Origin of the sequence: Mycobacteroides chelonae, assembly GCF_016767715.1 — a bacterium.
Lineage (GTDB): Bacteria > Actinomycetota > Actinomycetes > Mycobacteriales > Mycobacteriaceae > Mycobacterium > Mycobacterium gwanakae.
This window is the reverse complement of record NZ_CP050145.1, coordinates 4,981,617-4,994,650: the sequence shown is the minus strand read 5'-3', so window position 1 is coordinate 4,994,650 and position 13,034 is coordinate 4,981,617. Positions and strand designations below refer to the sequence as shown.

At 61.3% G+C, this 13,034-nt stretch carries 11 protein-coding genes; 5 read left to right on the top strand and 6 right to left on the bottom strand.

Features of this window, described 5'->3' with window-relative positions; translation table 11 throughout:
• Positions 1 to 274 precede the first annotated feature (274 nt).
• Positions 275 to 532 (bottom strand): hypothetical protein, encoded by a 258-nt coding sequence (locus HBA99_RS24910; RefSeq protein ID WP_234798064.1) that lies wholly within the window; start codon positions 530 to 532, stop codon positions 275 to 277.
• Between HBA99_RS24910 and HBA99_RS24905 the strand changes: the two genes are divergently transcribed.
• From HBA99_RS24905 to HBA99_RS24350, 3 genes are all read left to right on the top strand, one after another.
• On the top strand, positions 509 to 919 hold the full coding sequence (locus HBA99_RS24905) for a hypothetical protein (RefSeq protein ID WP_234798065.1): 411 nt from the start codon (positions 509 to 511) through the stop codon (positions 917 to 919). The two genes, HBA99_RS24910 and HBA99_RS24905, sit on opposite strands and share 24 nt — an antisense overlap.
• Positions 920 to 1,150: 231 nt before the next feature.
• Entirely contained in the window at positions 1,151 to 1,384 is a 234-nt protein-coding gene (locus HBA99_RS24355) for a DUF2188 domain-containing protein (protein ID WP_070951786.1), read from the top strand.
• Between the two features lie 364 nt (positions 1,385 to 1,748).
• Positions 1,749 to 4,217: a tetratricopeptide repeat protein gene (locus HBA99_RS24350; RefSeq protein WP_070951788.1), complete on the top strand. Its 2,469-nt coding sequence runs from the start codon at positions 1,749 to 1,751 to the stop codon at positions 4,215 to 4,217.
• A gap of 217 nt (positions 4,218 to 4,434) precedes the next feature.
• Here HBA99_RS24350 and HBA99_RS24345 read toward each other — a convergent pair whose 3' ends face one another.
• The 4 genes from HBA99_RS24345 to HBA99_RS24330 all read right to left on the bottom strand — a co-directional run bounded on the left by HBA99_RS24345 (position 4,435) and on the right by HBA99_RS24330 (position 10,531).
• Positions 4,435 to 6,738, bottom strand: coding sequence for a HEAT repeat domain-containing protein (locus HBA99_RS24345; protein WP_070951789.1), 2,304 nt, complete (start codon positions 6,736 to 6,738; stop codon positions 4,435 to 4,437).
• Positions 6,735 to 8,174, bottom strand: a complete 1,440-nt coding sequence (locus HBA99_RS24340; protein WP_131822821.1) for an alpha/beta fold hydrolase — start codon at positions 8,172 to 8,174, stop codon at positions 6,735 to 6,737. Before HBA99_RS24340 ends, HBA99_RS24345 begins: the two co-directional genes overlap by 4 nt.
• Before the next feature lie 550 nt (positions 8,175 to 8,724).
• Entirely contained in the window at positions 8,725 to 9,867 is a 1,143-nt protein-coding gene (locus HBA99_RS24335; RefSeq protein WP_070951791.1) for a glycoside hydrolase 5 family protein, read from the bottom strand.
• Positions 9,868 to 10,102: 235 nt separating this feature from the next.
• Positions 10,103 to 10,531 carry a hypothetical protein gene (locus HBA99_RS24330; protein WP_131822822.1) on the bottom strand — a complete coding sequence of 143 codons (429 nt, stop codon included), beginning with the start codon at positions 10,529 to 10,531 and terminating at the stop codon, positions 10,103 to 10,105.
• Positions 10,532 to 10,683: 152 nt separating this feature from the next.
• Here HBA99_RS24330 and HBA99_RS24325 point away from each other — a divergent pair, with 152 nt between their 5' ends.
• Positions 10,684 to 11,238 carry an LGFP repeat-containing protein gene (locus tag HBA99_RS24325; protein ID WP_078353854.1) on the top strand — a complete coding sequence of 185 codons (555 nt, stop codon included), beginning with the start codon at positions 10,684 to 10,686 and terminating at the stop codon, positions 11,236 to 11,238.
• Positions 11,239 to 11,388: 150 nt separating this feature from the next.
• Positions 11,389 to 11,601 carry a CsbD family protein gene (locus HBA99_RS24320; RefSeq protein ID WP_030097629.1) on the top strand — a complete coding sequence of 71 codons (213 nt, stop codon included), beginning with the start codon at positions 11,389 to 11,391 and terminating at the stop codon, positions 11,599 to 11,601.
• Positions 11,602 to 11,860: 259 nt separating this feature from the next.
• Here the strand turns inward: HBA99_RS24320 and HBA99_RS24315 are convergent, their stop codons facing one another.
• Positions 11,861 to 12,472, bottom strand: a complete 612-nt coding sequence (locus HBA99_RS24315; RefSeq protein ID WP_070951793.1) for a carbonic anhydrase — start codon at positions 12,470 to 12,472, stop codon at positions 11,861 to 11,863.
• Positions 12,473 to 13,034: the final 562 nt, after the last annotated feature.

Here is a 13,034-nt window from a genome sequence, read left to right as displayed (position 1 = left end):
GGCACCCCGGTTGTGCAGCATCAGGGTCTTATCCGCGCTGGTCGCGTCCGCTGGCACTATCACGGTCTGGCCGCCGCCGCGCCGTGAGTTCTTCAGTGCCGGCCGCCGAGCGCCTCGCCGCCCCCGGATATGACCTGGAAAAGCTCCCCCTCTGGGCAGGTCAGCCCTACGATATCGACTCCATGTCCGGCAACCTCGCAGTCCGCGCGGCCCTGGTCAAACGGACCATCGACAAGCACCCTGAGCTGAGCACACACATCACCGCGCCGCACTTCTACGTGGCCGACGAGCGCACGGCGCGCCTCAACGTCGACCCCTTGCCGAACGAACCCGGATCGCCGTCGGTGAGGACAAGCCCACCCGTGCGGTCATCACCCTGGCGACCACCGCCATCAACCGCCTCGGCATTGATCTGGCCGCCGAATACGCAGGCGCAGACATCGAGATCCGGTTTTCCCCGCTCGGCGGCGACGATGAAGGTATCCGCAAGATCCGTACCGTCTTCGGGGTGCTCGAGCAGTTCCGCGAACACGGCATGACCGTCACCTTGGGCTTGTCGGGGAACATCGGCCGCGCCGCACTGGCCATGGGCCACGCCGATGCCTACTCGGTCGGCCTGGCGATGCTCGAAAAGGTCAACCACTCCCAGGCGATGTCTCGCTACCGCAAGGTCCCCGACCCTGAGAAAGACCAAGGCGGCGGCGCCGCTGCCGGGATCTATCTACCCGCACTCGGAGCCACCGTGTCAGCCAAGGCCGCCCGACAGTTGTTGAGCCACACCGATATCCGTACCCGCGTGGGATGCCGAATCGGATCATGCCGCAACAGCGTGACAGGACCCCTCGATAACCGTCGAGCGCACTACCTGCACTCCCGGTCCAACGAGGTAGCCGAGACGCTTCGCCGTCCCGCGCCCTAGCGCGGGGCCTTGGAAATCGACCGGCTCACCGAGGCCATCGGGCTTCGTGAACGTGTCAACGAGCACTACCTCAGTGAGGACGTACGCAAACTGAGCACACACGCCCTACGCAGTCTCATCGACTAGATCGAACATGAAAAGCAGCAAGCCTCGTGAGAAGACCGTCGATGTCGTACTGCGGGAGTAACTTGCTCAACGAAAGCAGTCGAGCGGATAAGGAGTAGTAGCAACGTGGCTGACTATGACGTGCAATACGACAGAGACTCAGGTGACTGGAGCGCAAAACGCGCAGGCGCAGAACGCGCTGCCGGCCGCTACGACACCCAAGCCGAAGCCCACGACGCCGCACGCGGTTTCGCCGAACGAAGCGGCGGCGGCGAGGTCCGCGACCACCGCAAAGACAACAACCAGATCCGCAACACCGACACAGTGGGGAAGAGGGACCCCTACCCCCCTAAAGGATAAGGAATCCACGGCTAGCGAAGGATCGAACGATGTGGGTGTCGGCTTCGGCGACGCTGGGTGTGATCTCGGCGGTGGCTCTGACTTTTGCGGGTACTTTCCTGACGAGCGGCGGCGCAGTCTGGTGGGAGTGGCTTCTCCTCGGGGTGGCAATTGTGGCGGGGATGGCGAGCGGCGTCCAGTTCAAGCGAGAGCGGGACTCGCGAGCTGCCAGACAGGCGGTACAGGGTGGCGTCGTGGGGCAACAGACAGCGTCCAATGCGGGGGCGAACATAACGATTAACGCCGACCACAGTTCGGCGGCCGCTTATCACATGGGTGAAGTGCATGTCGGGCAGACGCGCAGGCGCAGGAAGCGTAAAGAGTCTTGACCGAGGAGGCGGAGGGCCGTCGGGTCGACGACGGTGCTGCCCGGAACATCTATATCAACGCGACCGACGGTGGGGTGGCCGCCTATCGCATTGATCAGGTGATCATCGACGGCTTGGCCGAACTGCGCGCCGCCACAACTGTTCTCCCACTCGAGGCGTTGGTCGTCGAACCTACGCCGTTCGTCGGCCGCGAAGCCGAACTGACGCGGATCGCTGATCTGTTGTCTGGCTTAGGCGACAGTCTCAGCAGCGGTATCGTCCTGGTGAGCGGACCCCCAGGGGTGGGGAAGACGGCGCTCGTGCGGCAGGCCGCGACCGCGGCTGCGGCGGCCGGACGGTTCGACCACGTTCTCTTCGTCGATCTCCGCGGTTACGCGGATAGCCCCAACGCTCGAGTGCAGCCCGCGGTGGTGCTGTCGAAACTATCGATCCTGCTCGGTGTCGAGGACACCGAGATCGCTGCCGATCCCGCAGAGCAGGCAATCCAGTACCAGCAGCGACTCAACGAGCTCGCAGCAAAAGGAAAATCGGTATTGCTTTGGCTAGACAACGCCAGCGATCCATCACAGTTCGAACCACTACGGCCCGCCAGTCCCATTCATCGCGTCGCCGTTACGACGCGGGAAACCTTCGGCCACATACCGAAGCCACAAGTCGTCGACGTCGACGTGATGGGCCCCGACGAAGCGGTCGAACTGCTGACCAGCGCGATCCGTGCCCGCAATCCGGACGAGGGCCGACTGAGTCAGGCCCCGCAGGTCACCGAGCGGTTAGCCGAACTCTGTGATCGCTTGCCGCTTGCGCTGCAGATCGTGGCCGCACTCCTGGCCGATGAACCAGACAGGCCGATCGCCGAGCTGGTCGAGGAGCTAGCCAGCGAGGAGGACAGGCTCAACAGCCTCGACTACGGCACAGACCTCTCCGTGCGAGCCGCGTTTGCGTTGTCCTACAAGAGATTGCCCGCCACCCTGAAACGCCTGTTCCGTCTGCTGTCCGTCGTCCCCGGAGGCGACGTAGGCCTGGTAGCGGCCGGCTGGCTGATCTCCGCATCACACAATGCGATACGGCCGCAACTGATGGCTTTGGTCCGTAGCCACCTCATCCAGCAGCACGTCCGCAACCGCTGGAGCATGCACGACCTGATCCGCTTGTACTCGGCCGAATTGTCAGCGGAGCAACCCGAGGACGCCGAGCGGGCATTGAAGGTAATCGTCGTGAAATACCTCTTGGGCGTCGGAGCTGCGGTCGACTGGCTCACCGGAGTGCCGAACGACAACAACAGGAAATTCTTTCCCACAGCACAACACGCGGCTGCCTGGTTCGAGGAGGAGCGCACCACGGCGATTGCCATCGTTCTGGCGGTCGCGAAGCGCCCCGAGCACGAGTACCGGGAGTTGATGCTGGCATTAGCCGTGGGGCTCGGTGAGATCCTGGGATCGCAGCGGCACTGGCTCAAGGAATTCCACGACGTCGCCGTCGTTGGCGGCTCGCTTGTCGCTGAGGCGCAGAATCGACACTATGCGGCGTGCGTACTGAACCACTACGGTTCCGCTCTTCGGAAGATGCGCCAGTTCGATGACGCGCTCGAAGCGTTTCGGCGGGCTGCCGAGGTCGCCGAGGACGCCGGGGTTGACGGTGTAGCAGTCGCGGCGCGCACCAACATGGGAAACGTCTACGTCGATCAAGGCCGAGACGTCGACGAAGTCCTCGAAATCTACTGGGACGATGTACGAGCCTGTCGGGAGTCTGATCCGCCGGACCGTCGTGGCGAGGCGATTGCTTTGAGCAACATTGGCGGAGCGTTGGCGAAAGCGGAGCGGTACGCCGAGGCGGTTCCACCTATCCGGGAAGCCGTTTCCATCTGCCGCGATCTAGACGACAAACCCGGAATCGCCACCGCAGGCAAGAACCTCGGAGCCGTTCTCGGTCGCCTGGCGCGGATCGACAACAATCAGACCTACCTGCACGAAGCGATCGAACTGCTTGAAGAGGCGGCCGCGATCTATAAGGAGCGCGGCAACGTTTCGGGCTGGGCGGAAACTGTCAACAACCTCGGGCAGACACAGTGCCAGACCCGGCGATTCGCCGAAGGCATCCCAAACCTTGAGGCGGCCCTCGACTACTTCGAGCGATCTGGCCAAACCGAGCTGGGCGGTCAAGTTCGTGACGACCTGCAGTCCTACCGGCTGGACGCTGAAGCCGGGCGACCTTGGTCAGCAATCCCACTGGGTGCGAATCGGTATCGCTTCACCAATGCTTCGGGAGGGCGCCTCGCAATGATCGCACTGGTGCCATTCGGTGCCACCCACGTGGAGGTCGAGGACAGCCCCGAACCCCACACAGTTCCTGCGCCGGTTGATGCTGGCGCAAGTTTCGTTGCGGTGGTACGCGGGCAGGGCGTGCGCATCACCGCCACTGCGGTGCCGTCGATGGCGCACACCTACTCGGACTTCGTGCCGGCCTGACTCGCCCACTATCTTGACTCGCTCACTATCGTCGGCTGTAACGACAGGGATCGTCGCCTCCTCCGAGACCGTAGGTTGGGCACTTCCGGCCTATTCAGGTATCTGATGCGATTGTTTGAAGAGCTAGCCGATATGGGGCGGAAGCTCGCGCAGCTCGGAAATAAGCCTGACATGCTTGGCCTGATTGCTGCGTGGCGCAGAGCGGCGCCCTCCCCGGTCAGCGACCGTCAAGCAGCTGCGCAGCTCGTCGGCGAACACGCCAGGATTGGCTGTCGTTCCGCAACGCCCTGACCACGCGATCGATCTGCGGCGCGGTCAATGCTGCAGTCGTCAGTTGGTTGAGGGTTTGCAGCGGGACGAAAACACCTCCACTCCGAAGTAACTCAGTCAAGCGTTCGATCGCCATGCTGCCCACGACATCTCGGCGTCGGCAAATCTCGCCCAACGCGTGAGCGACTGCGACACGCACGGTCGGATCCGAATCCCCGCTGAGGGCGTACACCTTGGGCAACATCCAGTCACCTACTGAATTCATGGCGAGCAGCGACAGGGATCGTCCAGCATCGCGGCGAGTCTGCACGTCTGGACTGGACGCAAGCCTACCGAGACGGTCAGCTACTACCTCATCGGAGAGCATGCCATACGCGAAGACGAAGTTCAGTGCCGCGACAAACACCGGCGCACGGTGGGAATCGTCGAAAGCCCACGGGTCGGGTTGATCGATGAGTGCAGTTAGGGGATTGGCGTAGTGGGCTTTCAGTAGCGAATTCAGGTTCGGTCTTTCGCGCGTAAGGATTTCGAACGCACGCGACTTCTCGCTGCGTGCTACGCGAGGGTTGATAAGAAATTCGAGCAATCCGGCCCAGATGTCGTCGTCCGCGGACTGAGTAAGCAGAACCGCGGCAACCTCGGCGGACCTTATGCCCCTTTGCACGAACGTGCCGCCGGAAGCCTCCTTAGCCGTCTTCGCAAGGCTTGCAAGTACGACTCGCTTGGTCTCCGAGTACACGGGGTCGGGAATAGACTCGCTGTTCCGCAGGCAGTGGTTGATGCTCTCCGCGAGGTCGGTCAGAGAGGCCTGTTCACCTTCCGTGGGTTTATCCGGTCCTAGTTTCAGTACGTTCTGCAAAGCGGCTGCGGTGGGGCTTTGCGGGTGCTCGCGAACTTGCGTCGACAACAGGCTTTGCCAGCGTGCTCGCAGATCGTCGGCGATATCTAGCCAGTCAATGGTGTGGACAATCCGTGCGATGACGGTGTCGTAACTGATGTCGGCGAGGCGGTCTGGTGTTGCGTAGTCCAGGAGTTCTTGCGCAAGGATCCCCGCGGTTCCGGCTGCGCCAGCCAAGGCGCCGGCCGCGACCCACGCTTCTTCGTCCTTCGAGGACTCGGCGTGCCAGTGCAGCGGAGCGGTCGTCGGGCCTCCACGACGAATAACCGAAAGCACACGCGTCAGCGCCTGGAAGGCCTGCTTTGGTGGCATCGCCTCCGCGGCGGCGGCAAGGACAATCATCTCACCCGTCCGAAGTGACCGCTCGGAGGTGCGATGAGTTCCGATGCCCAAACCCTCGGCCAACAGGGGACCTACGGGGCCGGCGAAGGTCAGCTCGTCGACGAGCTGTCGGAGTTCGGAGTCTGCGCCAGCGAGACGAAAAAGCCGCAGGGCGTCTGCGGCGACTGGACTGGGCAAAGTCGGCATAAACCCGACGGTGCGCATCATCGCCAGTTCCTTGCGTGAACGGTAGACGTCGCGGTGACCGAGAACTTCGAGACGCAAATTTTCGAAGTAAAGGTCTTGCCCGTAGTCAGTACGCGCGTTGCGGGTCAGCGCGGACCTGTAGAGACCGTCCAACCAGCGTCGATACTGACCAAGCTGGTCGTCTTCAAGATCAGCCTCCACGTACCCCATGGCGGGGGCTCGGGCGAAAAGATCGAAACCGGCCGCCGACGATCTCAGCGCGTCGAGAATATTCTCGAGCGCAGCGGAAGAGGACGTTTCGGCGTTCTGCCAGAGAGCGAGCTCGGGAGGGGGGGCAAAAGCGATGTTATCTAGCAACCGCCGCACTTCATCTAAATCGGCCTCAGTTGGTTCGCCAATATCGTTGCTGCGCAGGGCGCGCTGCTGCAGAACCAGTGCCCTGCACAAATCTGCGGACGGGGACGCTGTGGTTAACAACGCCAGCGCGTCGCTGATGAGGCGTTGACAGGTGGCGACGTCGTCACGGTCGGCTAGAAGCGCGCAGGCCACCAGCGTGAGTGCAGTCATTTTGGCCAGGTCCTGACGGACTTGTTCTGTAGCTAGGCTTTCGACGAGCAGGTCCACGGCGTGCTCATCACCCATCAGCGTGTCGTGGACGGCGCGCACCGATGGGTCCGCAATCTCCTCGTCGAATGCTGAACGCAGGACGCGGCGTTGCATGGCCTTGGCCAATTCGACCGTCGGGCGTGCTGACTGTTCGCTAGAATTACCCCGTTCGCTGATGAGGTCGGGTTCGATTATTGCAACGAGCCACTCGATGTTCACGTGAGCTCCTCTCGGTCGATGAGGATTTGAACTGGTTGGCCAGCAACTGGATAGGCCTCCCGTTGTGACACGACCAGTTGTTGTCTGTTCACAATTTCGGCTATGACTGCACTCAGTCGCCGTTGGAACTGTTCGTCTTCAGCGAAGCAAAACTTCAACATGAACTGCTGGTTGTCCTGGTGCAGCATGTTGGTCATGTCGGTCAGCGCCTGAGATGATGGTTCGTGTTCTTTGAGAGGCCCGACCGAAATCGCTCTGGCATGGGCGCCGCCTTCGTCGTAGCGTCGTCGTAGTTCCCCCAGTTTCAGCCTGGTCATCTCGCGGCGGGCGATGAGGTCGTCGGATCGGTGCACCGAGATCAGCAGATTCGCCGGGTAGTCGGCGCTTGAGGTCAGCCGATCATGCACTTGCACGCGCGGGGAGCTCGAGGATCGCACCACCGACTCGTAAGTTGGTTGCCAGTCATCATTAGGATCGGCTTCCAGGAGGATTTCGACCAGCACAAGATCCTCGGGTGCCCGGAGTCGCCTCGCGTTGCGCGTAGTCTCCTCCGCTTCGCGAATTCGAACACGAAGCAAGGTGATCCCGTCAATTATGTTCCTCGCTTGGGTGACCACTTGGCTGTTGAGCCGGCGCGGCTTCGCAATTTTGCGGTGGCCCTTGTCGACCGTCCGGACCTGGCCTTCGTCGATGCCCAGAGTCGCACTTGTGCGCTCGACTATTCGGTCGCGGCTGCCCACAAACGCCCAAATCGGTAGCTTGTGAACATCTTTCGCGACTTTTTTTGTGTTGGCCGGATCGACCTTCGTGCGGAGGTAACTACGTATGTTCCGTTGATATGCGCTGTCTTCTTCAAGTAGTTCCCACTCATTAACCAACAGGCGGATCCGTGCTCTTGCGAATTTAGAGCCATTCCAGGGAGTTGAGATGTCGATCATTCCGGCCAGTACACGTAGAAGCCCGGGTTCTTCATCACGCTGCGTGACGTAGTTCCTCAGCGCGTCGGCGGAGATCAGTCCACCCATGCTGTGGGCAATAATGAAAATTTCGTCGTAGTCGCTCGACAAGTCCTGAAGGCGTTCGGTCAATATCAGCGCGACCTCGGGCACTGGTGGTCGTTTGCCGATTCGTCGCCTCAGTCCGCTGCAGTAGTCAAAAAGAGCAACGTCGACGGGGTCCTGAGTCGGGTCGTCAAACACGAAGCGAGGAAAGTTTCCCCAAGTGCGGTAACCACCGCCGTTTAGGCCATGGACGAAGACGACCAGGCGCATTGCATCTTGGTCGCGATGGCGGTGAAGATTCAGCCTCGATTCGTCGAACCGGAACCGTTTAAAACGCGGTTGATCACGCGTATTCACAGCGGCACTAGGGCGCGGCCGCGACGTACTGCCGGTGATAGCCGAGACGGATTCATCACCGAGCGTTTCGGGAATCACGATGATCACATGATAAGCAAGGACGTCTCTAAAGCGGGTCTTTCCCCGCGATGCCGCAACAGCGGACCCGCAAAGGCTGGCTTTACTGCTGCGCTGTCCTCGACGTATTCAGCCGCAGGATCGTGAGCTGGTCGGTGGAAGACGTTGATCGTCTTCGGGATCGACGAGAACAGATGTCCGTTCACGCCTCCCTGCGGGAAGCCTCTCTCCTTAATCTGTCACCGTGACGAAACCCGCGCGGTCTCAGCCCGTTGGTCGCTTTTCCGCGCCAACCTCTCGACAATCGACTTGAATGGCATTGTAGGAAATGCAACGGTTCGTGAGACAGATTGCCCGTGCGGGCGCTGTGAGACAAACCGTAAAGGCCACGTCAACAACATCGGCTAGTGCAGCCGAGCACGAGAACCTACATCGGTTTTTAGTGCCGCACTTTCGGCTTCATCCGGCCCGGCATTTCTCGATGCTCGAGCGTCGACTGGCCGCCACTGCTGATGGCGGGGCACCCCGATAGGTTGCCTACCGCCTCATGAACAAAGTTGGTCGGCGTGCTTTACACGCGCGTTGTCAGTTTTCGCAGCGTCTGATACTCGGCGTCGCGATACGGCCGCCCGTCTGGCTGTAGTAGATCGCTGAACCACACGTCCGGGATCTTGGTGTAAGGCTTGTCCCAGGAATCCCACGGGAAGTAGGTCTGGGTCTTGCCTGCCACCAACCCCCAGCTGTACGCACCGACGTTGTGCCGCTTCGCAACTGGGAGCACGCCCTCGACGGTGCTGCCCTGGTCGCGGGCCAGGTACTCGGTGCACAGGATCGGTCGGCCCAGCGGGGCGAGCTCGTTGATGCGGGCCTCGAACTCGGTGGGGCCCGCATACGAGTGGAACGAGATAACGTCGGAGTTGTCGAGTTGGAAACCGGCCATCTCACTACGGCTTCCGCGATCCCAGCTGCCTTGCCACACACCACTGGTCAACGGCTGCACTGGATTGACCGAACGTGCCCAGCTGAATACCTGCGGAAGCAGCCCACTGACGGCGTCGATCTTGTCTCTGCGCTCCACCTTGCGGTACTGCTTGGCCGGGTTGTCTGGCTCATTCCACATGTCCCAGCCCAGGATCCGGTTGTCATTGCGGAACTGGCTCATGACGCCCACCACGTAATCTTTCAGCGCCCCGCGGTAGCTCGGGTCGTCGATGCGGTGCGCCCCCGGGCTCTGTACCCAGCCCGAGTTGTGCACGCCCGGAGTCGGCGCCCGCTGGGCTCCTAGCTGAGGATTTGGATCCCAGCACGAGTCGAAGAAGACGAACAGTGGCTTAATGCTCTGGCGCGCGGCGATCCCGACGAATTGCGAGAGCCGATTTTGGAATCCGGCGCGGTCCTGGGCCCACAGCAGATCGTGCAAGAACACCCGTACGGTGTTGAACCCCAGTAGCCGGCATGCCCCCAGCTCGCTGTCGATGCGCCGCGCGTCGTAGGTGCCCGGTGCGAACATCTCGAGCTGGTTGATCGCGTTCGAGGTGATGAAGTTGGTGCCGACCAGCCAACCCTGGGCCTGGTACCACGCGTTGGCGCGTTCAACCGGCCATTGGCCTGGCGCGGCCGTCGCCCGCGGGATCACCGAAAGAGGAGCCAGTATCTGGGGGAGAGTCGCTGCTGCCAGCACCAGCGGAATCTTCAGGGCCGTTCGACGGTGCACCCAGTGAACATAGTGGCGCCCAGCAGGTACTCAGGGCTCACGTATCGCATTGCAACCACTGAGGTTTCATATCGTTATCAACTTGAAGCGCCCGGGTTTGGTGGCTACTGCATGAGTCAGTACCGACGCTGGCCATCATGAAGCAGCGCGATAGATATTGCGTCGCGTTTAGCTGGCTGATTGTGGTCGCCTTTGCACTGTCGTCACCGGGGGTGCGACAACCCTGACGAAATCACTAGGTGCCGGGACCGCCGCCGACGGTGCCGTTCATGTCGGCGGGGCCGATGGGGACCCCACCCGCGGCACCGTTCACGCCCGCGGGACCGTTGGAGGAACCGCCTGCGGAACCGCCGCCGGGACCACCGATGGGGGGGACGTTCGAGTTGGCGGAATTGCCAGCGGGACCGCTAGGTGAACCACCGATCGGGCCCGTCACGTCGGAACGGTCAGAGTTTCCGATGGGACCGGTCACGTCCGAACCCCCGGAAGAATCGCTGTCGGGATCGGCCACCTCGGAATTGCCGGGGAGTGCCATCACCGTGGAAAGGACGCCAGCGTGGCTGTCGTGATTGGTGGCGACGGCGCCGCCGAACAAAGCCACGACCCCGCACACCACCAGCGCTCGTCCCAACATCCGGTGGCGATTTGAAGGCTTACCCGTCATAGCCATAACCCTAGTTTATTCTGTAAACAATTGCTAGCATCGTCGGACATCCGAGGTTGGTTCATAGATGTCTCTTGTCGGCGCACGATCGGCAGGGGTGCAGTACGCGTTTTTTCGCGGAAGATCGATCACACACCAAGGGAGAGAAGTAGATGCGCATCAAGAATCTGCATGTCACCGCGTTGCCCGTCGCAGTAGGCGTCATTGCCTCAGTTGCGGTGGGCTGCTCACACAAGACTGGTGACGCGCCTTCGCTCAGTTCGGCTAGCTCGGCCGCTTCGTCGGCGATCTCGTCCATCACCGCTTCGCCCTCCGAAAAACCCAGCACCACACAGATTCCGGGTAAAAACGGCACGCCTTACACCGTGGAGGGGCCGATCCTGGCCAAGTGGAACACCCTGAACGATGTTCAGAAGAAGGACCTGGGCGCACCGTATGACAATCAGAAGGAGACCCTGGACCGCAGCGGCGTCTATCAGCAGTTTGACGGCGGCGTGCTGATCTATCGCAATGGAGAGCCGGTCTATTTCGTGTGGGGCAAGATCCGAGACACCTGGAACGAAAACCAAGCCTCACAAGGCAAACTCGGCTATCCCACGGCCGATGAGGTGACCGAGTCCGACGGCTCGTTCAAGTCCACCTTCGAGCACGGAACGATCACTTTCAAAGTCGGCGATGCCGATGCGAAAGTCTCACTGACAAACTGAGCAACCAGTAGAAACGTCAGCACGGGCACGGGTCGTCGGTGGCCCTCAAAACGCCGCAGACGACCCGTGCTGCTGACAACAGCGGAGTTGGCCATTCTAAAAACGAGACGCTTGTCTCGCTGCACGACATCATGAGAAAGGATGGGAAACATGGGAATTACTGATGACGCCCAGAACAAGTTCGATGATCTTAAGGGCCGCGCTAAGGAAGCCGCCGGGTCCGTCACCAACGACGACGATCTGAAAGCTGAAGGACAGGCCGAGCAGGGGATCGCCTCTGCCAAGCAGAAGATCGCTGACGCTGCCGATAAGGTCAAAGAGGGTGTTGAGGCCGTCAAGGATAAGCTAACCGGAAACGACTAGCCAAGCCGCGCTCAACAACCGGCGCCCGACGTGGGTCAGTACCGCCTGCGCCACAGAGCGGTCACCGACCGACGGACTGTACCAACGCTTTAATCCGTTGTGCAGCTGACGATTTGACTTCCATCGAGGACAGTAGTGCTGTCGTACTGGAATGCCGGATCGTAGGGGTAACGGGCGGTCGATGACGTGCATTTCATCGACCGCCCCGTTGGCATCGAGATGCGCCCCGTTGCTCGGATAGGCAGCGCCAGGCTGCTGCCTACTCGATGTCGCCGACGTGGCCGTGCAGGACGATGCGTCCGTCAGCGAGTTTGTAGGTCAGGTACACGATGGCGAGCTTGTTGGCCTCAACGGCATCGGCGACCACCTGGGAGCGCTGCAATAACTTGGTGCCGGTCTCTTCGACGTGGCGGGCCTCGAACTCATCGATGCGCGACAGCCCATCCTTACGGCCACCCAGGATCGAGGGCATCACCCGCACCACCAAGTCGCGGATGTACCCGCCGGGCACCTCTCCGGTGTCCAGGGCGGCCACCGTGGCCCCGACCGCGCCACACGAGTCGTGGCCCAGGATCGCGATCAACGGCACACCCAGCACCGCCACCGCGTACTCGATCGAGCCCAGGACGGCGGAGTCGATCACCTGACCGGCGGTACGCACGATGAACATGTCGCCAAGGCCCTGATCGAAAATGATCTCCGCGGCCACCCGGCTGTCCGAGCAGCCGAACAGCAGCACATTGGGGTTCTGACCATTGGCCAGCTCGGCCCGACGCGTAATGCTCTGGCTCGGGTGCTGCGGAAAACCACCCACAAAACGCTGGTTGCCCTCTTTGAGTGCCTTCCAGGCGGACCTCGGATCAGCTGTCATATGCGCATTGTGCATTACGGGGGTATCGTATGCAGCGCATGTGAGCGTGGACACATTCTTCACGAACAATCGGTCGCCCTAGCGGCGCTTATGTGTTGCCCCGCACATCGATTCACGGCCGGGACCGGGCGGCCAAACTCTCCTGGATCCACCTTCGGTTCACGGTGTCGATCCAGCTTGCCGAAGGCGCACTAATCACCACCCACGGACCTTCTCTAAGCGATGGCAAATTCATTGCCCAAACAATCAGCATTGCTTGGGTGGGATGCACGAAACCGGGCGATCAATGTGGTGAAGAGAGTTTGGTGCCTCACGGAACCGGTGAATGCATCTATGTAGCAAACTCCTGACCGCTCTTCGCGGCCTGTACGCCCGCGCGCCCCTGCCCTCAGCGACCGCCCGGTCTCGATTCGTTCGTTGAACGCGTCGAGTCGAAATCCGTCACCCGACGCAGGCCCGTGACGAGGCTCATCTGAGGCACCGTCATGTAGTGGAAATCACTGGCTTTCACGAGATAGCGAGGGTGTTTGACCCAATTCCGCTTGATACGGTTGCGCGATGG

What these genes read in the sequence shown, in the direction of transcription:
- HBA99_RS24330 (WP_131822822.1), bottom strand. Translation starts at nt 10,531, where the DNA reads ATGACGGGTAAGCCTTCAAATCGCCACCGGATGTTGGGACGAGCGCTG.
- HBA99_RS24325 (WP_078353854.1), top strand. Translation starts at nt 10,684, where the DNA reads ATGCGCATCAAGAATCTGCATGTCACCGCGTTGCCCGTCGCAGTAGGC.
- HBA99_RS24320 (WP_030097629.1), top strand. Translation starts at nt 11,389, where the DNA reads ATGGGAATTACTGATGACGCCCAGAACAAGTTCGATGATCTTAAGGGC.
- HBA99_RS24315 (WP_070951793.1), bottom strand. Translation starts at nt 12,472, where the DNA reads ATGACAGCTGATCCGAGGTCCGCCTGGAAGGCACTCAAAGAGGGCAAC.